This window comes from Sphingomonas sp. AC449 (assembly GCF_979253475.1).
On the sequence record NZ_CEEDCZ010000003.1, the window covers coordinates 366,652 to 392,334 of the forward strand.

Annotated in this window: 21 protein-coding genes; 17 read left to right on the forward strand and 4 right to left on the reverse strand. The window is 68.9% G+C overall.

Annotation, left to right across the window (positions count from 1 at the left end; translation table 11 throughout):
- Positions 1 to 131 precede the first annotated feature (131 nt).
- From AC0CH3_RS08230 to AC0CH3_RS08245, 4 genes are all read right to left on the reverse strand, one after another.
- Entirely contained in the window at positions 132 to 2,528 is a 2,397-nt protein-coding gene (locus tag AC0CH3_RS08230; RefSeq protein WP_465237780.1) for a TonB-dependent receptor, read from the reverse strand.
- Positions 2,529 to 2,530: 2 nt separating this feature from the next.
- The gene (locus tag AC0CH3_RS08235; protein ID WP_354300169.1) at positions 2,531 to 3,463 is read right to left on the reverse strand and encodes a FecR family protein; all 933 of its coding nucleotides are present in this window, start codon (positions 3,461 to 3,463) and stop codon (positions 2,531 to 2,533) included.
- The gene (locus AC0CH3_RS08240) at positions 3,460 to 3,963 is read right to left on the reverse strand and encodes an RNA polymerase sigma factor (RefSeq protein ID WP_354300171.1); all 504 of its coding nucleotides are present in this window, start codon (positions 3,961 to 3,963) and stop codon (positions 3,460 to 3,462) included. Before AC0CH3_RS08240 ends, AC0CH3_RS08235 begins: the two co-directional genes overlap by 4 nt.
- Positions 3,964 to 4,097: 134 nt before the next feature.
- Positions 4,098 to 7,235, reverse strand: coding sequence for an autotransporter outer membrane beta-barrel domain-containing protein (locus AC0CH3_RS08245; protein WP_354300173.1), 3,138 nt, complete (start codon positions 7,233 to 7,235; stop codon positions 4,098 to 4,100).
- A 402-nt stretch (positions 7,236 to 7,637) separates the two neighbouring features.
- On the opposite strand from AC0CH3_RS08245, the gene AC0CH3_RS08250 reads away from it, so the two are divergent.
- From AC0CH3_RS08250 to AC0CH3_RS08330, 17 genes are all read left to right on the forward strand, one after another.
- Positions 7,638 to 8,399: an SDR family NAD(P)-dependent oxidoreductase gene (locus AC0CH3_RS08250; protein WP_354300175.1), complete on the forward strand. Its 762-nt coding sequence runs from the start codon at positions 7,638 to 7,640 to the stop codon at positions 8,397 to 8,399.
- A 46-nt stretch (positions 8,400 to 8,445) separates the two neighbouring features.
- Positions 8,446 to 9,606 (forward strand): acetyl-CoA C-acetyltransferase, encoded by a 1,161-nt coding sequence (locus AC0CH3_RS08255; RefSeq protein WP_465237760.1) that lies wholly within the window; start codon positions 8,446 to 8,448, stop codon positions 9,604 to 9,606.
- A complete protein-coding gene (locus AC0CH3_RS08260; RefSeq protein WP_354300178.1) occupies positions 9,606 to 10,676 on the forward strand; it encodes a CaiB/BaiF CoA transferase family protein in 1,071 nt (356 codons plus the stop codon). The genes AC0CH3_RS08255 and AC0CH3_RS08260 overlap by 1 nt, the downstream gene beginning before the upstream one ends.
- Before the next feature lie 176 nt (positions 10,677 to 10,852).
- Positions 10,853 to 13,240, forward strand: coding sequence for a TonB-dependent receptor (locus tag AC0CH3_RS08265; protein ID WP_354300180.1), 2,388 nt, complete (start codon positions 10,853 to 10,855; stop codon positions 13,238 to 13,240).
- A gap of 77 nt (positions 13,241 to 13,317) precedes the next feature.
- Complete coding sequence (locus AC0CH3_RS08270) at positions 13,318 to 15,351, forward strand: phosphocholine-specific phospholipase C (RefSeq protein ID WP_465237761.1); 2,034 nt, start codon at positions 13,318 to 13,320, stop codon at positions 15,349 to 15,351.
- Positions 15,352 to 15,538: 187 nt separating this feature from the next.
- Complete coding sequence (locus tag AC0CH3_RS08275) at positions 15,539 to 15,790, forward strand: GCG_CRPN prefix-to-repeats domain-containing protein (RefSeq protein ID WP_354300183.1); 252 nt, start codon at positions 15,539 to 15,541, stop codon at positions 15,788 to 15,790.
- A 90-nt stretch (positions 15,791 to 15,880) separates the two neighbouring features.
- Positions 15,881 to 16,315: an EF-hand domain-containing protein gene (locus tag AC0CH3_RS08280; protein WP_354300184.1), complete on the forward strand. Its 435-nt coding sequence runs from the start codon at positions 15,881 to 15,883 to the stop codon at positions 16,313 to 16,315.
- Between the two features lie 38 nt (positions 16,316 to 16,353).
- A complete protein-coding gene (locus AC0CH3_RS08285) occupies positions 16,354 to 16,920 on the forward strand; it encodes an RNA polymerase sigma factor (protein ID WP_354300186.1) in 567 nt (188 codons plus the stop codon).
- Positions 16,905 to 17,306 carry a hypothetical protein gene (locus AC0CH3_RS08290; RefSeq protein ID WP_354300188.1) on the forward strand — a complete coding sequence of 134 codons (402 nt, stop codon included), beginning with the start codon at positions 16,905 to 16,907 and terminating at the stop codon, positions 17,304 to 17,306. Before AC0CH3_RS08285 ends, AC0CH3_RS08290 begins: the two co-directional genes overlap by 16 nt.
- Positions 17,307 to 17,308: 2 nt before the next feature.
- On the forward strand, positions 17,309 to 17,755 hold the full coding sequence (locus AC0CH3_RS08295) for a periplasmic heavy metal sensor (protein WP_354300190.1): 447 nt from the start codon (positions 17,309 to 17,311) through the stop codon (positions 17,753 to 17,755).
- 77 nt (positions 17,756 to 17,832) lie between these two features.
- A complete protein-coding gene (locus AC0CH3_RS08300; protein WP_354300192.1) occupies positions 17,833 to 19,242 on the forward strand; it encodes a DUF1800 domain-containing protein in 1,410 nt (469 codons plus the stop codon).
- Positions 19,243 to 19,246: 4 nt separating this feature from the next.
- Entirely contained in the window at positions 19,247 to 20,392 is a 1,146-nt protein-coding gene (locus tag AC0CH3_RS08305) for a DUF1501 domain-containing protein (RefSeq protein WP_354300193.1), read from the forward strand.
- 152 nt (positions 20,393 to 20,544) lie between these two features.
- On the forward strand, positions 20,545 to 21,210 hold the full coding sequence (locus AC0CH3_RS08310) for a dihydrofolate reductase family protein (RefSeq protein WP_354300195.1): 666 nt from the start codon (positions 20,545 to 20,547) through the stop codon (positions 21,208 to 21,210).
- Between the two features lie 157 nt (positions 21,211 to 21,367).
- On the forward strand, positions 21,368 to 22,723 hold the full coding sequence (locus AC0CH3_RS08315) for an alpha/beta fold hydrolase (RefSeq protein ID WP_465237762.1): 1,356 nt from the start codon (positions 21,368 to 21,370) through the stop codon (positions 22,721 to 22,723).
- A complete protein-coding gene (locus AC0CH3_RS08320; RefSeq protein ID WP_465237763.1) occupies positions 22,720 to 24,258 on the forward strand; it encodes a GMC family oxidoreductase in 1,539 nt (512 codons plus the stop codon). Before AC0CH3_RS08315 ends, AC0CH3_RS08320 begins: the two co-directional genes overlap by 4 nt.
- A 10-nt stretch (positions 24,259 to 24,268) precedes the next feature.
- Positions 24,269 to 25,072 carry an SDR family NAD(P)-dependent oxidoreductase gene (locus tag AC0CH3_RS08325; protein WP_354300199.1) on the forward strand — a complete coding sequence of 268 codons (804 nt, stop codon included), beginning with the start codon at positions 24,269 to 24,271 and terminating at the stop codon, positions 25,070 to 25,072.
- Positions 25,073 to 25,203: 131 nt separating this feature from the next.
- Positions 25,204 to 25,611, forward strand: coding sequence for a DUF2946 family protein (locus tag AC0CH3_RS08330; RefSeq protein WP_465237764.1), 408 nt, complete (start codon positions 25,204 to 25,206; stop codon positions 25,609 to 25,611).
- The last annotated feature ends 72 nt before the right edge of the window (positions 25,612 to 25,683 follow it).

Here is a 25,683-nt window from a genome sequence, read left to right on the forward strand (position 1 = left end):
GGGCATCCTATCACGTCGCCCCGCCCGGCGGCGCGCTTGCGTGCTGCAACCCCGTTCGCTGCGGCGATCTCGACCACGCGCGGACAATGAAATGCGTTCGCCGCTAACGTCGAAGCGTGACAGCCAGCCTCTCAGAACGCCGCGTCGAGCCCGAGCCGGAGCGTTCGCGGGCGCAGCGGCGTCACCTGGTCGCGACCGGTGGTGAACGGCGTGCCGAGCGCGAAGCGATTGCCGCGTATGTCGGCGAGGTTGGTGATCCCCGCGGTCACGCCGAGCGCGCCGAGCCCCAGCCGGGCGGTGACGCCGCTGTCGAGATAGCTGCCCTGGCTCTGGCCGAGCACCGGGCCGACGCCGAGCCGTGACGACCCGACGTACCGGACCCAGCCGTCGATCTTGATGTCCTTCGTACCCGCGAGCTGCTGCGTGTACACCGCGCCTGCGCGCGCGGTGATGCGCGCGATATTGGGGATCTGGCTCAGTCGCGCCGCCAGCTGCGCGCGCGTGACCGCGGGATCGGCGGCGAGGGTGCCGACGAGGTCGAACAGCCGCGCGCTCGAGGGTTCGTCGATGCGACTGTCGTTGAACGACACCGCGCCCTCGATCCGCAGCGCCTTCGTCATCCGCGCGCCCGCGGTCGCCTCGATCGTCCAGAGTTCGCCGTCGCCGATGTTGGCGGTGCTCGGCAACCCCGATCCGTCGATGAAATCCGCCTGGATGTCGCGCCACGAGGTGTGCGCGAGCGTGAGCGCCGCATCGAACCGGTCCGCACCCGGCCGGCCCGAGCGCAGCCCCGTCTCGATCGTGGCGACGCGGTCGTTGCGGAACCGGCGTACGAAGTCGCCCTCGATCGCGAGCCCGCCGGGGCGGAACCCCTGCTGGTACCGCAGGAACATCTGGACCTGCGGCGTCAGCTCGAACAGCGCCGATGCCGATGGCAGCATGATCGTCTGCGCCCGCTGCGCGGTCGTCGCCAGTTGCGCCAGCGTGACGCGCTGCGCGATGTCGGCGCCCTCCCCGTCGAGGACCGAGCGGGTCACGCGCAATCCCCCGGTGGTCAGCAATCCGGGTAGCAGACGCACGCTGCCTTCGCCGTACACCGTCGTCTCGGCGATGCCGTTGACGACCCCGGTGGTCGGCAGCAGCGCGTCGGGCGCGCCGTAGAGCCGGGTCAGACGCGTGCGGTTATGGACATAGCTGAACCCCGCGAGCCAGCCCGACCCATCCGCGCGCGACGACCATAGCCGTGTCTCGTTGGCCTGCATCCGGGTGCGGTTGGCCTGCGCGAACAGCCGTACCGGCTCGCCGGGCGCGGTCGCATCATACCGCTCCATCAGGTCGTGCGCGGTGATCCCGCTGGTCGAGCGGAAGCGCACGTCGCCGAAGGAACCGGAAAGGACGAGCTGGCCCTGCCCGAAGTCTGCCGAAAAGCCTTCGGTAACCGGCGCGGACCGGCTGAGCGGGCGGCCGTCGCGATCGGCATATTGGCTGTCGGCGCCACGGATGCGCTGTCCAATACCGATCAGGTCGACGCTCCAGCCCGCCGTGATATCGAGATGCGCCGCGGCGCGCCCGCCTTCGATGCGGGTGCGATTGACGTCGGTGCGGCCGAGCAGCGGCTTGTCGATATAGCCGCCCTCGCTCGACGCGTTGGCGACGACACGGATCGCCAGCCGGTCGAGGACGACGGGCAGGTTCGCGACCAGCTGCGTGTCCGCGCCCGGTGCGCCATGCGTCGTCGCGGACCCGCCGATCGTCGCCGATCCGCTGAACCGCGAGGGATCGGGGGCATTGGGCACAAGCCGGATCAACCCGCCAAGCGATCCCGCGCCGTAGAGCGTGCCCTGTGGCCCCTCCAGCACCTCGACCGCGGCAAGGTCCGCGAGCCGCAGGTCGGGGTCCGGCGCATTGTAGCTCAACCGCAGGTCGCCGAAATACTGGCCGACCGTAGCCTGGGTCGGCCCCGTGAAGCTCGAATCGGCGATGCCGCGGATGAACAGCTTGTTGCGACCCGCGCCGAGATAGGTCGAGGCGACGCTGGTCAGCCGGTCGGCGAGCCGCTCCGTCCCGCCCGCCCCGCCGAACTCCAGATCGCGGCCCGCGACGCGCGCGAATTGGCCGGCGAAATGGTCCCGCGTCGTATCGCGCTTGCTGGCGGTGACGACGATGTCCGCGTTCGTTTCGGGAGGCCCGTCCGATCGGCGCGCGCGTAACGGGCGCAGCGGCCTTGCGGTCGTCGCGGTCGTCGGCTGCGCCACCAGCCGCCAGCTGTTCGGCCCGATCGCCTCAACCCGCGCACCGGCGCGGCGGGCGATCAGCGCGAGCGCCGCCTCCACGCGCATTCCCGCCGGCAGGCTTGGTACGCGTCGTGCCCAGAGCCGCGGATCGGGCACCACCACGCTGATACGCGTGACGCGGCCGAGCGCCATCACCTGCTGCCCGACACTGCCCGCGGGCAGCGCGACCGTCAGCGTTCCGGCAACGGCGGGGGCCGCTGCCACGAGGAGTGCCGCGAGGGCGCCTCCCGGCATCTTCACCCGCGCGGCTCCAGCGTCCAGCCCTCCGCATCCTGGCGCACCGTCACGTCGAGCAGCGTCCCCAGCAGCGCGGGGCGCGTCCTGACGGTCTCGACATCGAGCGTGCCGCGGAATGTCCGCGCCGTCAGCCCGGGCGCGGCGACCACGCGTCGCCCTGTCTCCCTCGACAGGTCCGCGGCGACCTCCGACAGCGGCGCGTCGTCATAGGCGAGCCGCCCTTCGCGCCAGCTTCCGACGTCTGCCGTCGCGACGGTGCGGCGTACCCGCGTCGCGCCGTCGGCGAAGATGGCCTGGCCCGGATCGAGGCGCAGCGCCGCACCGTCGGGATCGACGAGCACCGCGCCCTCGGCCACCGCGACATGGATGCGCGTGCCCGCCGCCTTGACGTCGAAGACGGTGCCGAGGTCGACAAGCCGCAATGCCCCCACCTGCACCGCGAACGGGCGTGCGGCATCGTGGCGGACCCTAAACAGCATCTCGCCGCGCTCGACGGTGGCAACGCGCGCATTGCGGCGATCGAGCCGGACGGTCGATGCGCCCGCCAGCACGATGCTGCTGCCGTCGCCAAGGAGCACGGTGCGCTGTTCGCCCGCCGCGGTGGCGATCGCATAGGGTTGCGGCGCCTGTGTCCACACGCCGAGCCCGATCGCACCGGCGAGCGTCGCGGCGATCGCGCCACCGATCCAGCGGCGTCGCGCGGGTCGGGCAACGACCTCGACCGGAGCCGGCGCCATCGTCGCCCCTGCCCCAACGCCTGCTGCTGCCGCCGCTACCGCAGCGTCGTCGAGCATCGCCACGGCGCGGTCGTAGCGGCCGGAGCGCGTCGTATCCGCCTCCAGCCACGCGAGGAACGCATCCCAGTCGGCATCGGGTTCCGCCATGCGGATCGCCCAGCCCAGCGCCTCGTCGTCGATATGCGCGTCGGTCATCGCATCCGTTCCTTCAGGTCCGCGAGCGCACGAGCGGCGACGCGGAGATTGCTCTCGACCGTGCTGAGACTGATCCCCAGTTCCGCCGCGATCTGCCGCTGCGGCACGCCGTCGATCCGCGCGCGGCGAAAGATCGTGGCGGTCCGTGGTTCCAGTCCGGCGAGCGTGGCGGCAACCTGCGCCGCTTCCTGCCGTGCAGCGATCACGCGTTCGGCGGTCGGATCGGCATCTCCCTGCGCTTCGCTCCAGTCCTGGTCCCGCAGCGTCGCCTGCCGGTGCGCGCGATACCGGTCGATCATCAGCATGTCCGCGGCGCGGAACAGATAGGCGACCGGATTGCCGATCGGTCCGTCCGCCCGCCCCGACACCTTGATCCACAGATCGTGGACCAGATCCTCGGCCGCATCCGCAGCACCACGCGCGGCGAGAAAGCGGATCAGCTTGTCGCGATTGGCGAGGAAGACGGCCTCGATCCCTGTGGGAGATCCGGGGGGCGGCATGACGATGACCGGTTCGAAGGGGCGGGAAGGCAGCCGTCTAGCCGAACCACCGGGAAGAGAGAAGGCGCTCCACCCGGGGGGATGGTGGAGCGCTGCCCTTGCAGGCATGCAGCGGCCGGGCATGCCTGCCTCGCCTAGAAGGCGAACTGAAGGGCCGCGCGCGCTGACAGCGCAACGTCGCCAAGCCGTTGTTCGGCGCCGACTTCCCCGCTCAGGCGCACCTCGGTCGTACCCGTGATCGCGCGCACCTTGCCGGTCCAGCCGCTGTCACGGCGCTCTGGATCGAGCGTGAAGGCGTCGCCGCTGCCGAAGCTGGCGGTCGTGCGACCAAGCGCGCCCGCGATGCGCTCGCGCCGGCCGCCCTCGACCTCGATTCGGCTCCACTGGTCGTAGCGATTGTCGCCGCCGAAATTGATTCCCGCGGCAAGACTTGCGGTGACCGCGAGCTCGTCGCTGTTCCGCTTGCGCACCGTCAGGTCATATCCCGTGCCGCCGCCCGTCTCGCGATAGGAATCCTCGTTCAGCCGGTAATAGTCGATCGCCAGCACCGGCCGCAGGCTGAACTGCCCGATCGGCTGCTCGTACGATACGGCACCCGATCCGGAATAGAGCATGCCGTTCCAGTCGGCGTCCGCGCGACGCTGGACGTTTTCGGTCTCGAGCTCGGCATCGAACTGCCGGACGCTGTCGAACGAGACGAACGCCGCCGACCCGCGCAGCTGCGCCGCGAAGCCACCCCAATGCCCGCGCCAGAAGCCTGCGAGTTCATACTGGCTATGCTTGATCTTGTTGACCGCCAGCCCCTCATTGTCGGTTCCGCTGAGATAGGCGAGCGAGACGCCGAAATTGCCCGCGCTGGTCTTGCGTTCGAGCCCGCTGCTGAGACCCCAGCCATGGACATCGTACCCGGTCGTGCCGCGTTCCGCCTTCGACGCGTCCCATCCGACCGGGCTGAGAAAGAACCCCCAGCCGCCCTCTTCGGTAAACGCGCCGGCAGGCTCGCGCAGCTGCGATGCCGCCGCGCGCGAGGCGAGCGTGACGCTTTCGAACAGACCGCCCGAATAGTTCGGCAGCATCTGATCGATCGCCGCGCGGAACGCTGCGCCGTCATAAAGGCCGCGAATTGCCACGGCGAGCTTCGCATCGCTGCCGATCGCGCTATCGACCGCATCGAACGCACCCGTTGCGGCGGTGTTGAGGCCGAGCTCGGTCTTTGCCTTGCGTACCACGTCGACGACGATCTCGTTCGGCGCGGCCGCGACGATCGCCCCGCGGTAGAGGAACGGCACCGTCGCGTCCGACAGCGTCAGGTTCTGCGCGCCGGTCAGCGTGCCCGATCGCAACACGACATATTGCCCGGCGATGTCGGCGCCCCCGGCGACGCGCAGCGCGAGCTTGCTGCCCGTACCGATCGTCGACGCGCCGGTCACGGTGATCAGGTTCGCGACTGGATTGGCCTTGTCCAGCGCGACCGACAGGACCGACTGGTCCCCCAGGTTGAGCGATCCGATCGTCGCGCCGCCGCTCACCGCAAGCGTGCCGCCGCCGGATGCGACCGTCACCGCAACGTTGCCGGCATTCACCAGTCGCCCGGCAAAGACGCCCTTGCCGCTGATCGCCAGCGTGTCCGCGCCACCGCCGGCGAAGTCGGCCGTGCCGTTGAAACGGGCCGTGTCGCCGATCGCAATCGTGTCCGCGCCATCGCCAAAGGTGGCGGTGCCGGCGAAGCTGCTCGCGCCGCTCATCTCGAGCCGGTTGCTCCCCGCGCCGAACGCGACGTCGCCGCTGACCGAACCTCCAGCGAGTTCGAGCCGGTCGCTGCCGGTGCCGAAGCGGATCGCCCCCGTGATGCTCGGCGCGGCACCGGTCGTCGGAGCCGTCTGGCGCACCACCGCGCCGCTGGTGTTTGCCGACAGGTCGATCGCCACCGACCGCGATGCGTCACCACCCGCCGCAGTGATCACGCCGCTATTCTCGACCAAGGTCACGCCGCCGGTGCGGTCGAGGATCGCGACCGCGCTGGCACCGGTCGCCGCCGCACGGACGGTGCCCGTATTGCGGATCGTCGGTACCGAGGCGCCCGTGTCGACCAGCACCGCGACCGACTGGGTCGTCGTCGAACCGCCACCGGTAACAGCGACGGTTCCGCCAAGCCGCAACTCGGGCGTCGTCGCGCCTGCGCCGAACCGGATGCCCGTCGCCGACGCGCCGGTGGCGTTCGCCTGCACCGATCCCGCCACCGCGACGCCGCCAGCGATCGTGACGGCACCACCCAGCCCGCCGATCGCGAGTCCCGTGGCTGCGATACCGCTGTAGACGCCGTTGCCCGTCACGCGACCGTTGATCGCCAGCCCTGCCGCCGGCGTGCTGCCGGCGATCGCGCCGATCGTCACCGCCCGGTCCGCCGCGCCGATCTGGAACGCCGGCGCCGCGCCATAGGACACGACATCCGCCAGCTTGTCGGTTGCACCCGACAGCGTGATCCCGCCTGCTACATTGCCCGCGACGACCAGCGCCGATCCGCCCTGCAGCAGATCGTCGGCGTCGAGCTTCGACGGGTCCGCCGGCGCCGTGGTCGAGCGATAGCCGGTCACCCCGATCTGTCCCTCGATCACCAGCGCGCCGCCGATATCGCCGTCCAGACGCGCGCCGACCGCGTCGTGGCCGGTCGCGGTGATGGTCCCGCCGAGCGTGACGTTCCCCGTCACCGCCGCGAGCCGCACGCCCACCGATCGATCGCCCAGCACGTTGGTCTTGCCGCTGTGGCTAAATGCACCGGTCAGCGGTCCGCCCAGATGGACGCCCGCGGAGTCGTTCCCCTCGACGGTGATCTCACCGCTGTTGATGATATTGCCGGTAAACGCGCCCGCCGTGCGGATCCCGGTGCGCGCGCTGCCCTGCGCGAACGGTCCGTCGAGGTCGCCGTCCTTGTCGGCATCGATCGGGGTATAGGTCTCGTCGATGATGATCTTGCCGGTGTTGGTGATCGAAGCGCTCACCCCCGCCTGCGCCGAAATGCCCGACGCGCCGTTCGAATCGGTGACCTGGATCGTCCCTGCATTGCTGACGGCGTTGTTGCTGTCGATCGTCACCGCGGTCCCGCCCGTCGGCACGACGCTGCCCGCCGCGACGATCGAGACGTTATCGGCACCACCGTTCTTGACCGTGGACGTACGCACGACGGTCGTGCGCTTCGTATCGACCACCGTCTGCGCGGAAGCGGCAGAGGCGATGGCAAGCGTGGCGGATGACGCGAGAAGCAAGCGGTGCACGGATAGGTCCCCTTTTGGATGTCTTCTGACACCCCAGACGGAGCGAAACCGCGAAAGCCTTGGATGAACGCGTCGAGCCGGATGCCGACGCCGCGGTCGGGGTCGGACCGCGCGCGACGACGCGAGCGCAAGACATGTTGAAAACCACGCTGCCCGAGCGCAAAACCGGCATGGGGCGTTCAAACCTGCCCCGACACAGAAGCCGGATTCATCAAACCGGCCGAGGAGAGGTGGATTGATCCACGACGAAGACCGGACGGTGATCCGCACTGCCGATCGTGCCCTGGCGCCTGCCGAAGCCGATGCGGCGGCTGTCGGTGCATGCGGCTCGACCGGGATGCGCCGCCGACAGTCCTTGGTGCGTCCCGGAACTCCTCGCAATTTCCATTGGGATCAGAACCTATGAAGATAGACGGCGTCGCAGCGATCGTGACCGGCGGGGCTTCGGGTCTTGGCGGCGGGACGGTCGAGCGGCTCGCGCGGCACGGCGCGAAGGTCACGATCCTCGACCTCAACGAAGAGCTGGGTACGACGTTGGCGACCGCGGTCGGCGGGCATTTCATCCGGGTCGACGTCACCGACGAGCAGGCGGTCGCCGGCGCAATCGCAGAGGCGGAGGCGGTGAACGGCAAGGCCCGCATCCTCGTGAACTGCGCCGGGATCGGGCCGCCCGCAAAGGTGATCGATCGCGACGGCCACCCGCTTCCGCTCGCCGCCTTCTCGAAGATCGTCACGATCAACCTGATCGGCACGTTCAACGTCCTCTCGCAATTCGCCGCCGCGCTGCACACCGCCGATCCGATCGGCGAGGAGCGCGGCGTCGTCATCAATACCGCCTCGGTCGCCGCCTATGACGGCCAGATCGGACAGGCGGCCTATGCCGCGTCCAAGGGCGGTGTCGTCGGCATGACCCTGCCGATCGCGCGCGAACTCGCCCGCTACGGCATCCGCGTCATGACGATCGCGCCGGGCATCTTCTGGACGCCGCTCCTCGCGATGCTGCCGCAGGACGCGCAGGACAGCCTGGGTGCGCAGGTGCCGTTCCCTTCGCGTCTCGGCCAGCCGGATGAATATGCACAGCTCGTCGAGGCGATCGTCACGAACCCGATGCTGAACGGCGAGACGATCCGGCTCGACGGCGCGATCCGCATGGCGCCGCGATGACGGTCCGTCCCGCGTCCCGTCAACCGCACTTTGTGGGAGCCTGATCATGGCCGATGCCTATATCGTCGACGCAGTCCGCACCGCCGGAGGCCGCCGCAACGGGCGCCTAGCCGGCGTACACCCCGCCGATCTCGCCGCGATCGTGCTCAACGCGCTGCTCGATCGGACCGGGATCGATCCCGCAGCGGTCGAGGACGTCATCATGGGGTGCGTCACGCAGGCGGGCGAACAGTCGTTCGCGTTCGGCCGCAACGCCGTCTTCGCCTCGAGATTGCCCGACAGCGTGCCCGCGGTCACGATCGACCGGCAATGCGGCTCGTCCCAGCAGGCGATCCAGTTCGCCGCGCAGGCGGTTATGTCGGGCACGCAGGACGTCGTCATCGCCGCCGGTGCCGAGAGCATGAGCCGCGTGCCGATGTTCACCAACCTGTCGCTGCGCCGGCAGGCGGGCATCGGCACCGGCCCGGTTAGCGAGAGCATTGCCGCACGGTTCGGCGTCGCCGAGTTCAGCCAGTTCCACGGTGCGGAGATGATCGCGCGAAAACACGGCTTCGACCGCGACACGCTCGATCGCTATGCGCTCGAGAGCCACCGCCGTGCCGCTACCGCCACCGAGACGGGCGCGTTCACGCACGAGATCGCAGCGGTCATCGTCGACGGCGAGCCGCATCTGCGCGACGAAGGCATCCGGTACGACGCCACGCTGGAGGGGATCGGCGCGGTGCGGCTTCTGCAGGAGGGCGGGGTCATCTCTGCCGCCAACGCCAGCCAGATCTGCGACGGCGCGAGCGCTGTCCTCGTCGTCAACGAACGCGCGCTGAAAGCGCATGGCCTCACCCCCATGGCCCGGATCGTCGACATGACCGTGACCGCAGGCGACCCGGTCATCATGCTCGAGGAACCGCTCTTTGCGACCGACAAGTCGCTGCGCAAGGCGGGTCTGTCGATCGACGATATCGACCTTTACGAGGTCAACGAGGCGTTCGCGCCGGTTCCGCTCGCGTGGCTCGGGCATGTCGGCGCCGATCCCGCAAGGCTGAACGTCAACGGCGGCGCGATCGCGCTTGGCCACCCGCTCGGCGCCAGCGGGACCAAGCTGATGGCGACGCTCGTCCACGCGCTGCGCGCGCGCGGAAAACGCTATGGCTTGCAGACGATGTGCGAGGGTGGTGGCATCGCCAACGTGACGATCATCGAGGCGCTCTGATGATGCAGCGCACGGGCGATCTGGCCGTGGCGCCCCGCTCCGGCCCGCTGGTCGGCCTGCGCGTCGTGGAATTCACGGGCATCGGGCCGGGGCCGCACTGCGCGATGCTGCTTGCCGACCTTGGCGCGGAGGTCGTCCGGATCGACCGCAAGGGGGGCAATGGATGGCCGAACCCCGTCGTCGACCGGGGCCGGACGACACGGATCCTCGACATTCGTACGGCCGAAGGGCGCGATGCGGCGCTTGCGCTGTGCGACGACGCGGACGTGGTGATCGAGGGCTTCCGACCGGGCGTGATGGAGCGTCGGGGGCTCGGCCCGGATATCGTGCTCGGGCGCAACCCGCGCCTCGTCTACGGGCGCATGACGGGCTGGGGACAGGACGGCCCGCGCGCGACGACCGCTGGCCACGATATCAACTATATCGCGCTGACCGGCGCCCTGGCAGCGATCGGCGCACCCGGGCAGCGGTCGGTGCCGCCGCTCAACCTCGTCGGCGATTTCGGTGGCGGATCGCTGTTCCTCGCGTTCGGCATCATGGCCGCGCTGTGGGAGCGCGAACGATCGGGACTGGGCCAGGTTATCGATGCGGCAATCGTCGATGGCGTGAGCAGCCTGATGGCGACATTTGCGGGTCTTATTCCCTCGGGGCGGATAACGCTCGACAGGTCGCGCAATCCGCTCGCCGGGACCGCCCCCTATTACCGAACCTATCTGTGCGCCGATGGCCGGGAGGTTTCGGTGGGCGCGATCGAGCCGCAATTCTGGATCGAGATGCTTCGCCTGCTGGGCATCGAAACCAACGATCCCGCAGCGATGCGGGACGAGGCACGATGGGGCGAGACCACGCTTCTTCTCGAACGCACCTTCGCCAACAGAACCCGCGACGAATGGAGCGCGGTGTTCGCCGGTTCGGACGCCTGCGTTACCCCGGTGCTGACGTTTGCCGAGGCGATGAGCGATCAACACCTTCTCGACCGGAAAACCTACCTCGGAGCGGACGGCAGCCGGACGCCCGCGCCCGCCCCCCGCTTCTCGCGCACACCCGGCGGCATCGACGACACGATGTGACACGCCGTCGGTGCATCCGCCATCCGATGGGGACACCGGGCCCGCCGTCTCCACACCCGAAAATCTGCCGCCGCGGCGGGCAAAAGCCAAAACGTCACCGAACAGTCGCCGGGCGGTAACGCGGATCGGCAATGGCGCGAACCGAAGCTGCATCACAGCAGCCCAAGGGGACCACCATGAACCGTCTTTCCAGCCTGCTCGCGGGTGTTGCCGCACTTGCCATCGCTTCGCCGGTCCTTGCGCAGACGCTGGTCGAGCCCGCATCGCCGTCCTCAGCGTCCCCCGCCCCCCTCCCCGGCCTGGTCACCACGACCACCGATGACGCGTCGACCGGTGAGATCGTGGTCCTCGGCTTCGGTGAGAGCCGGCAGATCCAGAGCATCAACGCGAGCGACCTTGCCCGCCTGACGCCGGGCACGAGCCCGCTCAAGGCGATCGAAAAGCTGCCGGGCGTAAATTTCCAGGCCGCCGATCCGTTCGGCGCGTATGAATGGGCGGTGAGGATCTCGCTGCGCGGGTTCAACCAGAACCAGCTTGGCTTCACGCTTGACGGCGTGCCGCTCGGCGACATGAGCTATGGCAACGTCAACGGGTTGCACATCAGCCGCGCGATCATCTCCGAGAACGTCGCGCGCACCGACGTCGCGCAGGGTGCGGGCGCGCTCGGCACCGCGTCGACGAGCAATCTGGGCGGTACGATCGAGTTCTTCAGCGACCGGCCCCGCGACACCGCCAACGTCACGGGCGGCGGCACCTATGGATCGGACAACACCTATCGCGCCTTCGCCCGCATCGACAGCGGCGACCTCGGCGGCGGCCTCAAGGGCTATCTCAGCTACGGCTATCTGACGACCGACAAGTGGAAGGGCGATGGCGTCCAGCGCCAGCACCAGGCGAACGGCAAGATCGTCAAGGACCTGGGGACACTCGGCAGCCTGTCGGCATTCCTGAACTTCTCCGATCGCCGCGAACAGGATTACCAGGATCTCAGCCTGGACATCATCCGCCGGCGCGGGCTGCGCAACGACAACATCGCCGACAATTACCCGCTGGCGCTCCAGATCGCCAAGGTCGCGCAGAACCAGGCCGCGGTCGCGGCGGGCGCCGCGCAGCCCTGGGCGGGCGTCGGGACGGCATTTCCCGCAGGCTTCGGCACCGTCGACGATGCCTATTACGACGCCGGCGGGCTGCGTCGCGACTATCTTGGCGGCGTCACGTTCGACGCGCACCTGACGCCCGGACTGTCGCTCACCACGACCGGCTATTATCATGACAACACGGGCCAGGGCTCATGGATCACGCCCTATTCGCCGACGCCCGCAGGCGCCGCCAATGCCGACGGCAGTCCGATCACGGCGCGCAGCCCGCTGGGTTTCCGCACGACCGAATATGCGATCAAGCGCGGCGGCGCGCTCAGCAACCTTGCCTATGAGACGGGCGCGAACACGCTCGAACTCGGCGGCTGGTACGAGACCAACATCTTCACCCAGTCGCGCCGATTCTACGGCATGACCGACAGCGCGGCCCCCAATCGCGACGTGCTCGACTACCAGAAGAACCCCTATCTGACGCAGTGGGACGGCAAATACACGACTGACACGATCCAGTATCATGTCGGCGATACCCTGCGCCTCGCCGACGGCCGCGTCGTACTGAACGCCGGGTGGAAGGGGTTCCACGTCATCAACCGCGCGATCATGCTGCCGGCGACGACATCGCCGCTGGCGGTCGGCCGGATCGACGCGAAGGACTGGTTCCAGCCCCAGGCCGGCATCCTGTTCAATCTTGCGCCAGGCGCCGAGCTGTTCGCGGACTATAAGGAAAACGTCCGCGCCTATGTCTCGTCGGCGACGACGGGGCCGTTCTCGACCACGCAGGCTGGGTTCAACGCCATCCGCGACCAGCTCAAGCCCGAGCGTTCGAAGACCGCGGAGGGAGGCCTTCGCTTCCGCCAGGGTCCGATCCAGGCGTCCGCGGTCGGCTATTATATCGACTTTTCCAACCGCCTGCTCGGCTTCGCCAACGGCGCGGGCATCATCGGCAACCCGGCGACGCTGAACAATGTCGGCAGCGTGCGCACCTATGGCGCGGAGGTCGCGGTGAACTACCGCGTGGTGACGCCGCTCTCGCTGTTCGCCAGCTATTCCTACAACAAGTCGAAATATGCCGACGACGTGCTCGCCGCGAACGGCGCGGTGCTCGTCGCGACCGATGGCAGGATGGCCGTCGACAGCCCCGAACACATGCTCAAGGGAGAGATCGTGCTCGAACACGCCGGGTTCACCGCGCGCGCCGGCGCCGACTACATGAGCAAGCGATACTTTACCTATCTCAACGACCAGTCGGTGCCCGGTCGTGTCCTCGTCGATGCCAGCATCGGCTATCGGTTCGAGGGCGAGGGCCCGCTCCACGGCATCGCGATTGAGGGAAGCGTCACCAACCTGACCGACAAGACCTATGTCTCGACGATCGGCTCGAACGGTTTCACGGCCAGCGGCGACAACCAGACGTTGCTCGCGGGCGCCCCGCGTCAGGTCTTCGTCTCGGTGAAGAAGGGGTTCTGAGCTCCGTGTCGCCGCGCCGGGCTTGCCCCCGGCGCGGCGGCGTAGGACGCTCGATACGTGCCAGCAGCAGGACATCCATGCCCAACGATCGCCGCGCCTTTCTGAAAACGCTCGCTGCGATGACCGCGGCGGGCACCTTGCCCGCCTCGATCGCCAAGGCGCTGGCGCTGCCCGCGACCCGCCGCACCGGGTCGATCGCCGACGTCGAGCATGTCGTGATCCTGATGCAGGAGAACCGCTCGTTCGACCATTATTTCGGCACGTTGCGCGGCGTCCGCGGCTTCGGCGATCCACGCCCCGTCATGCTGCCGTCGGGCAAGAGTGTCTTCCACCAGCCGACCCCCGACGGCGACGCGACCGTGCTACCCTTCGCGATGGACAGCGTCACGACCAGCGGTCCGCTGATCAAGAGCCTCGATCACAGCTGGAAGGACGATGCCGCCGAATGGGCCCGCTATGACAGCTGGATCAAGCACAAGTCCCCGCTGACGATGGGCTATTTCGCGCGGTCGGATATCCCGTTCTATCACGCGCTGGCCGACGCCTTTACGATCGGCGACGGATATTACGCGTCGATCCACGGGCCGACCAACCCGAACCGCATGTTCCTGTTCTCCGGCACGAGCGGGCTGAGCGTCGGCGACGCGGGCAGGCAGGCGGTCGAAAATGCGGACGACGGCAACTGGACGGGGGACGCGGCCAGCGACAAGCCCGGGTTCGCCGCTGCGGCGTGGACGACCTATGCCGAGCGCCTGCAAAGCGCGGGCGTCAGCTGGAAGCTCTATCAGGAGCACGATAATTTCGGCGACAACTCGCTCGCCTATTTCAAGGCGTTCCGGGGATTGCCGCAGGACGACGTGCTGCATCGTCGCGGTCGTGCGATCGTGCCGGGCTCCACCGCGGCAAATTCCAAGGATGGCGACATGCGCCATCTCGTCGCCGCGTTCGCCGCCGACGTCGCAGCGGGCACGCTTCCCCAAGTGTCGTGGATCGTCGCCTCCGCCAAATATTCCGAACATCCCGAGGCACCGCCCGCGTTCGGCGAGTCGCTGACGTCACGGCTGCTCGACGCACTGACCGCCAATCCCGCGGTCTGGGGCAAGACCGCGTTCATCCTCAATTACGACGAGAATGACGGGTTCTTCGATCACATGCCCGCGCCACTGCCGGCAATCTCGCCGACGATGGGGCACAGCAGCATCGACACGCGCGGCGAGAGCTACCAGGGCCAGGCGGTCGGGCTGGGCGTGCGCGTCCCGTTGCTGATCGTGTCGCCCTGGACGCGGGGCGGCTGGGTCAATTCGCAGGTCTTCGACCACACCTCCGTCCTCCGCTTTCTCGAGCGCCGCTTTGGCGTTGCCGAACCCAATATCTCGCCCTGGCGTCGCGCCGTGACGGGCGACCTGACGTCGATGTTCGACTTTGCGGATCCCGATGCGTCGGCGATGCATGGGTTTCCCGACACATCGGATGCCGCGGTCCGCGTTGCCGCCTCGGCGAAACGTCCCGCGCCGACCGTGCCCACACGCCAGGCTCTGCCCCGCCAGGAGCCGGGCCAGCGTCCTGCACGCCCCCTCCCCTACGCGCTGGAGGTCCACGGCGTCGACGACGGCACGCCCGGCTGGACTCTAGCGTTCGTCAACGCGGGCAGCGCCGCCGCCGTGTTCAGCGTTTACAGTAGCGACGGCAGGGCCGGCCCGTGGTTCTATACCATCGACGCGGGCAAGACCGTCACCGGGCGCTTTGCGACCATGTCGGCACTCGCGGTGCATGGCCCCAACGGCTTCCTGCGCGAATTTCGCGACCCGACCGGACCCGAGCTGCGCCTCGAACGGCGCGGCACGGGCGACGCGATCGCGCTGACGATGGTCAATCATGGTACCGGCAGATGCGAACTGACGGTGCGGGCAAACGCCTATACGCCCATGCCCGCAACGATATGCACGCTCGAGCCCGGCGCGCGGCAAACCGTCATCTACCCGATCGCGGGTAACGACCACTGGTATGATCTCGTCGTGGAGCAAGCCGGTTCGCGCTGGCAGCGGCGAATGGCCGGTCATATCGAGACGGGGCGAGCGAGCCGGTCCGATCCCGGAATACTGCACAGCTGATCGCACCAGCTCTGAGCCTTGCCCGGGACCCTAAACCAGGACCCGGCCACCGGATCCTCACCATGATGACACCTGCGCGCCAGCGAACTTTTTCGCCGAGACCGCGACGGAAGCCGTGCCGGGTCGCGTTCAAAAGGGAGTTCGCAGCCGCAACCGGCGGTGCGACGGATCCTTGAGGAGGAGCATGATGAGGACGATCCTGCTTGCCGTACTCGCGGCCGGGGCGGCTTTGACGGTGCCGGTACCCGCCGACGCGCGCCAGGGGTGCGGCGTTGGTGCGCATCGTGGCCCCGGTGGCTATTGCCGGCCCAATCGCGGTCGCGTCGTCGTCGCGCCACGCGTGGTGGTCGGACGCTATTACCACGGCCGCGGCTATTGGGATGGCCGCCGCTATTGGGGCCAACGCTATCGCTGGCACGGCGGCTGGCGCTACCGCTAGGAGGAGGTCGAGCAGGGACGCCGCCAACGCCGTCCCTGCCGGCTCAGATGAACGAATTCGCTCCAGACCGTATGCCCGATAGGAACAACCATGAAGACCGTCGTTGGGATAACGGTGCGCGGCGCAGGTCTGGCGCTTGCACTCACCACTATCGAAGCCTGCGCACAGCCCATCGAGCAGGCCGCCACGGCGACGCGCGCAGCACAGACCGCGCCGGCGGGTCTCACGCGACAGGCCTTCCTGAAACGCCAAGCGGAACGGCTGCTGGCACGCGATACCGATGGCGACGGGATGGTGAGCCAGGCCGAGTTCCTCGCTGCCGGTGGCAAGCAGGGGACCGCCAGACGCTTTGCGACACTGGACAAAAATGCCGACGGCCTGCTCGACACCGCCGAAATCGATGCCATGCTGACGCGTCGGTTCACGCGGATGGACGGTAACGGTGACACTGTACTGAGCGCTGAAGAGCGCGCCGCGGTACGCGCGAGGAAGGGCAAACCCGCACGCGACGCGACCGCGTCGTGATGCGGGATCGACCGGCATGGACGTAGGACGGTACGCGGTTGAGCGATCTGGATCCCGATACGACGCTCGTCGAGCGCGTCGGCCGCGGCGAACCGGCAGCGGCGCGGATGCTGGTTGCCGCAAAACTGCCGCGCATCCTCGGGCTGGCCACCCGCATGCTGCGCAACACGACCGAGGCCGAGGACGTCGCGCAGGAGGCGTTTGTACGCGTCTGGAAACACGCGCGGGCGTGGCAGCCGGGCCGGGCGCGCTTCGATACCTGGCTTCATGTCGTCGTGCTCAACCTGTGCCGCGACCGGCTGCGGCGGCGCCGCGAGGTCACCACCGACGCGCTGCCGGAGACGATCGATCCAGCCCCCGATGCCGAAGCGTCGTTGCTGGCTGCCGAGCGTGGCCGGGACGTTGCCGCGGCAATCGCCGCGCTGCCCGAGCGTCAGCGCGAGGCAATCCTGCTGGTGCACTATCAGGATCTGTCCGGCGCGCAGGCCGCGCTGGCGCTCGACATCAGCGTCGAAGCGCTCGAATCGCTGCTGGCGCGTGGCCGGCGGACGCTGCGCGCGCGGCTCGCCGCGCCACGAGAGGATGAGGCATGCGTGAACCAATGACCCTCGATCGGTTCCGCGCACTCGCGGATGCCTATGGCGGTGTCGTCGCGCGCTGGCCCGAGGATCAGCGGGACGCCGCGATGCGGATCGCGGCGCACCCCGAGGCGGTGACGATCCTGCAGGAGGCGTCGGCGGTGGATACGATGCTCGACGCGTGGAGCGTTCCCGCGCCGGCATCGTCGCTGTCCGACCGGATCGCCGGCCACCGGGCCGTGCCGCACCCGAGCCCCGCCGGACGCGTTCGCTGGTGGTGGTCCGGGATTGGCATCGCAGCGGCGCTCGCGGGTGCGGCGTCGGGCACCGCGGCGGTCGCGACGGTGTCTTCTGGCGATGCGCCGCAGGAAAACGTCACGTCGTTCGGTGCCGTCGATCCACAGGAAGGATGACCATGACCACGCTTCGTATCGCGATCCTCGTCTCGGTCGTGCTCAACCTGTTCCTGGCGGCGGCGCTGGTCGCGGGCTTCGTCTCGCTGCGGACGGCGGGCGGGATGATCAACGCCGGGTCGCTCAGGATCGCAGGCGCCGAATTGCCCGAATCCGAGCGCCGGCCATTCCGGATGGCGTTGCGCGAGGCGCGTCGCGCGATGCGGCCGACGATCGTGCAGGCGCGCACCGCGAAGGCCGAGGCCGCGCTGTTGCTGCGCCAGCCGGTGCTCGATCAGGCGGCAGTCGTCGCCGCGCTCGACCGCGCACGGGCCGGCGACATGGCGGTGCGGGCGGCGGTGGAGCGTCGCGCGGTCGCCTTCGCCGCGACGCTGACGCGCGCGGATCGCGCAAAGCTCGCCGACGCGATGCAACGCCGCGCCGGGCGCGTGACCCCGCCCCGCAACTGACGTCGCGCGATTCACGCAGCGCCGGAAAGCGCCGCCGCGCGCGTTGAAGTCACTGGTACATCATCGAGGTACGAGCATTGCCTGTCCAAACCGCCTTCCGATCGCCCGCCGCGATCGCGCTGAACCGCTTCGGTCTGGGCGCGCGCGCGCGCGACCTTCCGCCCGCCGATCCGAGCCGCTGGCTGATCGATCAGTTCGAGCGGTTCGAGGTTCGCCCCGCGGGGTTTGCCGCGCTCGACGATGCCGGGAAAGCGGTTCAGCGCTATCAGGCCGAGCAGCAGGCGATCCGCCGCGCCGCCCGGCAGGATACAGGCGTCGATCGGAAGCCCGATCTCAAGGCGGGGCGTCAGGATTTTCGCCAGGACATGCAGGCGCTCTATCGCGCGGGCGTCCAGGCCCGGACCGACAGCGCGCTCGCGACCGACGCGCCGTTCGTCGAGCGCATGGTGCATTTCTGGTCGAACCATTTCTGCATCTCGGCCGACAATCCGCAGACGACCGCCTATGCCGCCGCATTCGAGCGTGACGCGATACGGCCGCACGTGCTCGGCCGCTTCGCCGATATGGCGCTGGCCGCCGAACGGCATCCGGCAATGCTCATCTACCTGAACCAGATCCAGTCCATCGGTCCCGAAAGCGCGGCCGCCGCACGCAACCCCGACCGCAAGCGCGGCCTGAACGAGAATCTGGCGCGCGAGATCATGGAGCTTCATACGCTTGGCGTCCGGTCGGGCTATACGCAGGGCGACGTCACCGAATTCGCGCGCGCGTTGACGGGCTGGACCGTCGACGGGCTGGGCGCGGGACGCGATGCGGACGGCGACGCGAACCAGTTCGCGTTCAAACCCGCACGGCATGAGCCGGGCACGCGCACGATCCTCGGCAAAGCCTATCCGCAGGAAGGCGAGGCGCAGGCGCGCGCGGCGCTGACGGACTTCGCGCGGACCCCCGCGACCGCGACGCACGTCGCGACCAAGCTCGCCCGCCATTTCGCCGGCGACGCACCACCACCCGCGATGATCGCGCGGCTCGCGGCAAGTTTCACGCGCAGCAAGGGCGATTTGCCGACGCTCTACCGCACGCTGATCGCGTCGCCCGAGGCGTGGGTCGCGCGCCCCACCAAGTTCAAGACGCCGTGGGAATGGACGATCTCGTCGTTGCGCGGGCTCGGTCGCCGGCAGGCTGGGCAGATGCAGATGGCCGCGCTGCAGATCCAGCTCGGCCAGCGTGTCTGGAAACCCGGCACGCCCGCCGGGTGGGACGACGTCGCCGCAAGCTGGGCCGGATCGGACGCGCTGCTGCGCCGCGTCGAGATCGCGCAGCGTCTGGCGGCGCCGTTCGGCGATACGATCGATGCGCGCACGCTGGCGCCCAGGATCATGCCCGCATCGCTGGGCGCCGCGACCGCAGAACAGATTGCACGTGCCGAAAGCCCGACCAGCGCGCTGGCGCTGATGCTGGTCTCACCCGATTTTCTGAGGAGATGATCCGATGATCGCCCGTCGCAGTTTCCTGTCCACCGCCGCGATCGGCGCGGGCGCGCTGTTCGTCGCCCCCGGGCTCGCGCTCGCCACCGTGCCGACCGACCGCCGGTTCGTCTTCATCATCCAGCGCGGCGCGGCGGACGGCCTCGACATCCTCCGCCCGACGGGCGATCCAGCCTTCGCAGGCCTTCGCGGGGACCTGATCGGAGATGACGCGGGAACCAGGCTGGATAGCATGTTCTCGCTACATCCAGCGCTCGCCGAGGTCGGCCGGATGTATGGGCAGGGCCAGGCGCTGTTCGTCCACGCGGTTGCCTCGCCTTACCGCGACCGGTCGCATTTCGATGGCCAGAACGTGCTCGAAACGGGTGGCGCTCAGCCCTATGTCGTGCGTGACGGCTGGCTCAACCGGCTGGTCACGATGCTCCCGCGCTCGAGCGACGAGGCGATCGCAATCGCGCCCACGGTGCCGACCGCGCTGCGCGGTTCCGTCCAGGTCGCGTCGTTCGCGCCGTCCGCGCTGCCGCATGCGACGGACGACCTCATGACGCGCGTGACCGCGCTCTACGCTGCGGATCCGCAACTCCACACCGCCTGGGCCGCCGCGCTCGAGACGAAGGGCTTAGCGACCGGCGCGAACAGCGGACAGGACCCCGCGAGCCTTGGCCGCCTTACCGCCAGTTTCCTGACCAAGCCGAACGGCCCCCGGATCGCGATGCTCGAAACGCTCGGATGGGACACGCACACCGCGCAGAGAGGCCGTCTGGCAAACCAGCTCAGGAACCTCGACGCGATGCTCGCCGCGCTGCGCGACGGGTTAGGCCCGGTCTGGGCGAATACGACGGTGCTCGTAGCGACCGAGTTCGGCCGCACCGTGGCGGTCAACGGGACCGGCGGCACGGACCATGGCACGGGATCGGTGGCGATGCTCGTCGGCGGTGCGGTCAAGGGCGGCCGCGTGATTGCGGACTGGCCCGGGTTGGCGCCCGCGAACCTCTACGAAGCGCGCGACCTGCGCCCGACGGGTGCGCTCGACTCGCTGATCGCCGGTGCCGCCGCGGAAAGCCTTGCGCTCGATCCCGAGCGGGTCGGGCGTGGCCTGTTCGCGCAGGCGACACGCGACCGCCCGATGGCGGGTCTGCTCCGCATCTGAGCCATGACAGCCAGCATGCCGGTGGCGCGGACACTCGCTACGCGAAGACACGCTGGTTCAGGCCCTGCTTAACGGCAATTCGGCGCTTGCGGCGCGACGGTTTCGCGCAGAAAACGTCACGCAGCATGGCATCCACCGAAAGGATCTGATCGATGCGTAAGCTGACCGGCGCGGCGTTCGTATCGCTTGACGGCGTGATGCAGGCACCCGGAGGACCGACCGAAGACCCGACAGGCGGTTTCAACCAGGGCGGCTGGGTGTTCGGCGTCGGCGACGACGTGATCGACCCGGTGCTGGGCGGACTGTTCGAACCGCCGTACGCGCTGCTCCTCGGCCGGCGGACCTATGACATCTTTGCGGCCTATTGGCCGTTCGTCGAGGGCGAGATGGCCGATATGGGGGACGCGTTCACCGCGGCCGACAAGCATGTCCTGACGGACAGCGATCAGCCGCTCGAGTGGGCGAACAGCCATCGTCTCGACGGCATCGCCGCGATCGGCGCGCTGAAGCAAAGCGACGGCCCCGATCTGCTGATCCAGGGATCATCGACGCTGTACCCGCCGCTGCTGGCGGCCGGGCTGATCGACGAACTGGTGCTGATGACCTTCCCCGTCCTGCTCGGCACCGGCAAGCGGCTGTTTGGCGACGGCACGCCACCGGGGACGCTGCGGCTTATCGACCAGCAGATCGGCACGAAGGGCGTGATCGTCACGCGCTGGGCACCGGCCGGGCCGGTCGCGATCGGCCCCCACCCGCATCCGAGTACCAGCGCGGCGGAAGCCGAACGCCAGCGCCGAATGATTGAGGGACGCTGGTAGTCCCGTCGCAGCCCCGCGCCTCTCGGCACGGGCTTCCGCGTTTGCGATCGCCGCGGGCAAACGGACGGTAAATTGATTCAGATCACCCTGACCGGTTCGAGCCAAGGAACGGACCGGCGTCTGCATCGTCCGGCAGGGGATAGAATCGCGAGGTTACATGCCCGGACCAACTTTGGTGTTCCTACACGCGCTTGGCGCCAGCGCCCGGGAATGGCGGCAGGTCGTCGACGCGTTGCCCGACAATGACTGCGTCGCCCTGGACCTGCCGGGATTCGGCGACGCGGTGGATGCGGGTTACGCCGACGTAGAGACACTGACGGACTGGCTCGCAGACGAGATCCGCTCGCGCGATCTCGCCGCATGCGTGCTCGTCGGACATAGCATGGGCGGCAAAATCGTCACGCTCGTGGCAGCGCGCGCCGCGGCGGGGGAGATCGGCTTGTCGGGCGTCCTCGGCGTGGTGCTGGTTGCGGCATCACCCCCTGCCCCCGAACCGATGGATGAGGATCGCCGCGCGGAGATGATCGGATGGTTCGCCGACAGGCAGATTGCGGGCGAAGACGCAGCGACCTTCGTCGATGCCAACACGGCGACGCCGCTCACGGGATCGTTTCGCGAACAGGCGATCGACGACGTGCTGCACTCGAGCCGTGACGCCTGGGTCGGCTGGCTCGAACGCGGCAGCCGCGAGGACTGGAGTGCCGATGCGGGGCGGATATCGATCCCCGCGCTGATCCTCGCGGGCGCCGAAGACGGCGATCTCGGTGAGGACGCGCAGCGCCGGCTCAACCTGCCGCATTTTGCCACCGCCGTGGTGAAGACGGTCGAGGGGGCGGCGCACCTCATCCCCTACGAACAGCCGCAGCGTCTCGCCGCGCTGATCCGCGATCACGCGACCGCGGTCGCGCACGCGATGTTGCCGCAGGATTTTGCCCGGCTGCTCGGGTCCGATCGCGTTAGCCACCGGACGCGCGGCGTCATGCTCGACCGGATGCGTCCCCCGCCGCCGCGCGCTGCGATCTGGACGGACGAGCACAGCACGACCGTCGCGTCGCTCGTCGCGCAGATCCTGCCTGATTGCGGCACCGACCGCGACCTGGCGGATCGGATCCTTGCCGGCATCGCCGAGGGCACCGGCGACGGCTGGCGCTTCGCCGCCTTGCCCCGCGATGCCGAGGCATGGGAACGCGGGCTCGCGACGCTGAACGCAGCCACGGGCGGCTTTTCCACGTTGGCGCCTCAGGCCCAGAGCGAATGGCTGGACCGGATCGCCAGCGGCGCTGTCGGTATCGAGGATGACGAAGCGCATCTTTCCCCCGCACAGATGACGCTCTGGTTCGAAGACGTCCGTGCGGAGACGGTCCGCGTCTGGATGTCTTTGCCCGCGACGATGGCGGCGATCGGCTATGACGGCTTCGCGGTCGGCGGCGATGGTCGGCGCAAGCAGGGCTATGCCCGCACCAGTGCCGGTGATCGGGAAGCATGGCAGCCCTCGGCGGAGCGTCGGTCTTGAGGGCGCCGCGCCATGCCGCGACGGATGTCGTCGATGCGGTCGTGATCGGCACGGGCGCCGGAGGCGCGCCGCTCGCCGCGCGTCTCGCACAAGCGGGGCTGTCGGTCGTGGCGCTGGAGGCCGGCCGTGCGGTCCAGCCCGACGAGCATGTCGCCGACGAGGTCGCGGCCGACATCTACTGGATGGAGGAACGACTGAGCGGCGGATCGACGCCCACCGCGTTCGGATCGAACAATTCGGGCATGGGCGTCGGTGGCTCGACGTTGCACTGGGGGGCGTTCTGCCCGCGTCCCGACGCGCGCGACCTGCGGCTGAAGACGCTGACCGGCGAGGGCGCCGACTGGCCGATCGCGCATGCCGAACTCGTCCGCTACATCGAGGAGGTGGAGCAGGACACCGGCGTATCGGGGCCGGCCGACTATCCCTGGGATGCCGCACGCCGCTATGCCTATCCCCCCGTCGCGCGCAACGCGTCGGCCGATGCGATGGCGCGCGGCTGCGCGGCGGTCGGGATCACCGCGACCGATGCCCCCGCCGCGCTGGTCTCGCGCGATCGGGATCAGCCGCACTGGGGCCAGCGGCAAGCTTGCGTCAACTGCGGGGCCTGCCACCAGGGCTGCCGCAACGCCGCCAAGACGAGCATGGACACGACCTATCTGCCGGTCGCGGTGGCGCATGGGGCCGAGATCCGGGCCGGCGCGCGCGTGGTGTCGTTCGCATTCGACGGCAGCGGCCGGATCAGCGCGGTCGTGTATCGCCAGGATGGCCAGGAGCATCGCCAGCGCTGCTCCGCCGTCTTCCTGTGTGCCGGCGGCGTGGAGACACCGCGCCTGTTGCTGAACCTCGGCATCGCCAATTCGAGTGGTCAGGTCGGGCGCAACTTCATGGCGCATGTCGCGACGCAGGTCTGGGGCCGGTTCGACGCGGAGATGCGGATGAACCGCGGCTATCCCTCCTCGCTGATCAGCGAGGACATGATGCGACCCGGCGATGCCGGCTGCGCGGGGGGCTATCTGATCCAGAGCCTCGGCGTGCTGCCCGTCAATCTCGCCACCGGGCTGGCACGCGGCGCGGGTCTCTGGGGCGAACGGCTGCAGACGATCCTCCGCGGCTACAACCGGATGGCCGGGATCGGTATCAACGGCGAGTGCCTGCCGCATGCCGACAACCGGCTGACGCTCGCCGACGAGGTCGACGGCTTCGGTCATCGCAAGGCGCGGATCGACTTCAGCTATCATGCCAACGAGCAGGCGATCGATCGCCACGCGCGGCGCACGCTCACCGACATCTGGGCCGCGGCAGGTGCGCAGGATATCTTCGCGGTCGATCGCTCGGCGCATACCATCGGCACCTGCCGCATGGGGCATGACGGCGACGCGGCAGTGGTCGATCCCGACGGCCGCAGCTTCGACGTTCCCAATCTGCTGATATGCGACAACTCCGTCTTCCCGAGCGCGCTGGCGGCCAACCCCGCGCTGACGATCATGGCGTTGTCGCTGCGCACCGCCGACCGTTTTCTCGCATCGCGTTTCTGAGGAGATCATCATGGATTTGGGTATCAAGGGTCGTATCGCGCTGATCAGCGGCGCGGATTCGGGGATGGGCAAGGAGACGGCACGACTGCTGCTCGAGGCGGGCGTGCGCGTCGCGATCACCGATCAGCCGGGCGGTACGCTCGACGATGCACTGGCCGAACTGTCGCCGCTCGGCGAGGTCGTCGCGGTGACGGGCGACGTGACCAGCATCGACGATGTCCGCGCGATCTGGGCGGAGGTTCGCGAGCGGCTGGGCAACCCCGATATCTACGTCAACGCAGCGGGCGTGACGGGGGCCACGGGCGATTTCCTCGATGTCGACGATGCCGGCTGGCAGCAGACGCTCGACATCAATCTGATGGGCGCGGTGCGCATGTGCCGCGAGGCGATCCCGGCGATGCGCGACAGCGGCTGGGGCCGGATCGTGCTGTTCGCCTCCGAGGATGCGGTTCAGCCCTATGTCGACGAACTGGCCTATTGCGCGTCCAAGGCCGGGATACTCAGCCTCGCGAAAGGGCTGTCCAAGGCCTATGGCGGCGACAATGTCCTCGTGAACACCGTCTCGCCTGCGTTCATCGCAACGCCGATGACCGACAAGATGATGCGCAAGCGCGCCGACGAGCGAGGCGAAAGCTTCGATGCGGCGATCGACAGCTTCCTCGAGGAAGAACGTCCCGGCATGGTGCTCAAGCGCCGCGGCCGGGCTGAAGAGGTAGCCGCCGCCGTTGCGTTCCTGTGTTCAGAGCGCGCCAGCTTCATCAACGGCGCGGGCATACGGGTCGATTCCGGGTCGGTGTTCACGATCGCCGGATGACCCGAACGCCGTGAAATTGACGCATCGGCAGACCGGTGCGGCGATCCGCCGAACGCGGCGCGCACCGGTGACGGGGCGGTAGGGCGGAATGTCCGGGTGACACGCCGCTCCCGCCCCGGTATTTGCCCGGCGTGCAGGCCATTCGCCACCTTCTCGCGCAACGCCATCTGGCCGTGCTGCTGTGCGTGGCGACGCTGTTGCTCAAGGTGCTGGTACCCACCGGCTACATGGTCGCGAGCGATCACGGCCGGATCGCCATCACGCTCTGTCCGGGCGCGGGACCGGTCACGATGAGCGATATGCCCGGAATGCACGGGGATATGCCCGATCACGGCAAGTCGGGCGATCACGGCAAGGCCGAAATGCCGTGCGCCTTCTCCGGCCTCTCGGCCGCCGTGACCAACGCGATCGACCCGGTCCAGCTTGCCAGCCTGATCGCCTTCATCCTCGCCGTCGGCGTGACTGCGACGCGCGTGCCCGCGCCCGCAAAGCCGGCCTTTCTACGCCCGCCGTTACGCGCGCCCCCCGCTTACCTCTGACCCGTCATCCCGCGCCGTTCCCGTCGGCGCGTTCGTGAATTGCGGCCTGCGCCATCGTCGGCGCCGGGCCGG

Bases quoted from the DNA above. Each gene is read 5' to 3' on its own strand.
- AC0CH3_RS08290 (WP_354300188.1), top strand. From the start codon at position 16,905: ATGCGTGAACCAATGACCCTCGATCGGTTCCGCGCACTCGCGGATGCC.
- AC0CH3_RS08250 (WP_354300175.1), top strand. From the start codon at position 7,638: ATGAAGATAGACGGCGTCGCAGCGATCGTGACCGGCGGGGCTTCGGGT.
- AC0CH3_RS08295 (WP_354300190.1), top strand. From the start codon at position 17,309: ATGACCACGCTTCGTATCGCGATCCTCGTCTCGGTCGTGCTCAACCTG.
- AC0CH3_RS08230 (WP_465237780.1), bottom strand. From the start codon at position 2,528: ATGCCGGGAGGCGCCCTCGCGGCACTCCTCGTGGCAGCGGCCCCCGCC.
- AC0CH3_RS08325 (WP_354300199.1), top strand. From the start codon at position 24,269: ATGGATTTGGGTATCAAGGGTCGTATCGCGCTGATCAGCGGCGCGGAT.
- AC0CH3_RS08305 (WP_354300193.1), top strand. From the start codon at position 19,247: ATGATCGCCCGTCGCAGTTTCCTGTCCACCGCCGCGATCGGCGCGGGC.
- AC0CH3_RS08315 (WP_465237762.1), top strand. From the start codon at position 21,368: ATGCCCGGACCAACTTTGGTGTTCCTACACGCGCTTGGCGCCAGCGCC.
- AC0CH3_RS08235 (WP_354300169.1), bottom strand. From the start codon at position 3,463: ATGACCGACGCGCATATCGACGACGAGGCGCTGGGCTGGGCGATCCGC.
- AC0CH3_RS08280 (WP_354300184.1), top strand. From the start codon at position 15,881: ATGAAGACCGTCGTTGGGATAACGGTGCGCGGCGCAGGTCTGGCGCTT.
- AC0CH3_RS08270 (WP_465237761.1), top strand. From the start codon at position 13,318: ATGCCCAACGATCGCCGCGCCTTTCTGAAAACGCTCGCTGCGATGACC.
- AC0CH3_RS08310 (WP_354300195.1), top strand. From the start codon at position 20,545: ATGCGTAAGCTGACCGGCGCGGCGTTCGTATCGCTTGACGGCGTGATG.
- AC0CH3_RS08260 (WP_354300178.1), top strand. From the start codon at position 9,606: ATGATGCAGCGCACGGGCGATCTGGCCGTGGCGCCCCGCTCCGGCCCG.
- AC0CH3_RS08275 (WP_354300183.1), top strand. From the start codon at position 15,539: ATGAGGACGATCCTGCTTGCCGTACTCGCGGCCGGGGCGGCTTTGACG.
- AC0CH3_RS08265 (WP_354300180.1), top strand. From the start codon at position 10,853: ATGAACCGTCTTTCCAGCCTGCTCGCGGGTGTTGCCGCACTTGCCATC.
- AC0CH3_RS08240 (WP_354300171.1), bottom strand. From the start codon at position 3,963: ATGCCGCCCCCCGGATCTCCCACAGGGATCGAGGCCGTCTTCCTCGCC.
- AC0CH3_RS08255 (WP_465237760.1), top strand. From the start codon at position 8,446: ATGGCCGATGCCTATATCGTCGACGCAGTCCGCACCGCCGGAGGCCGC.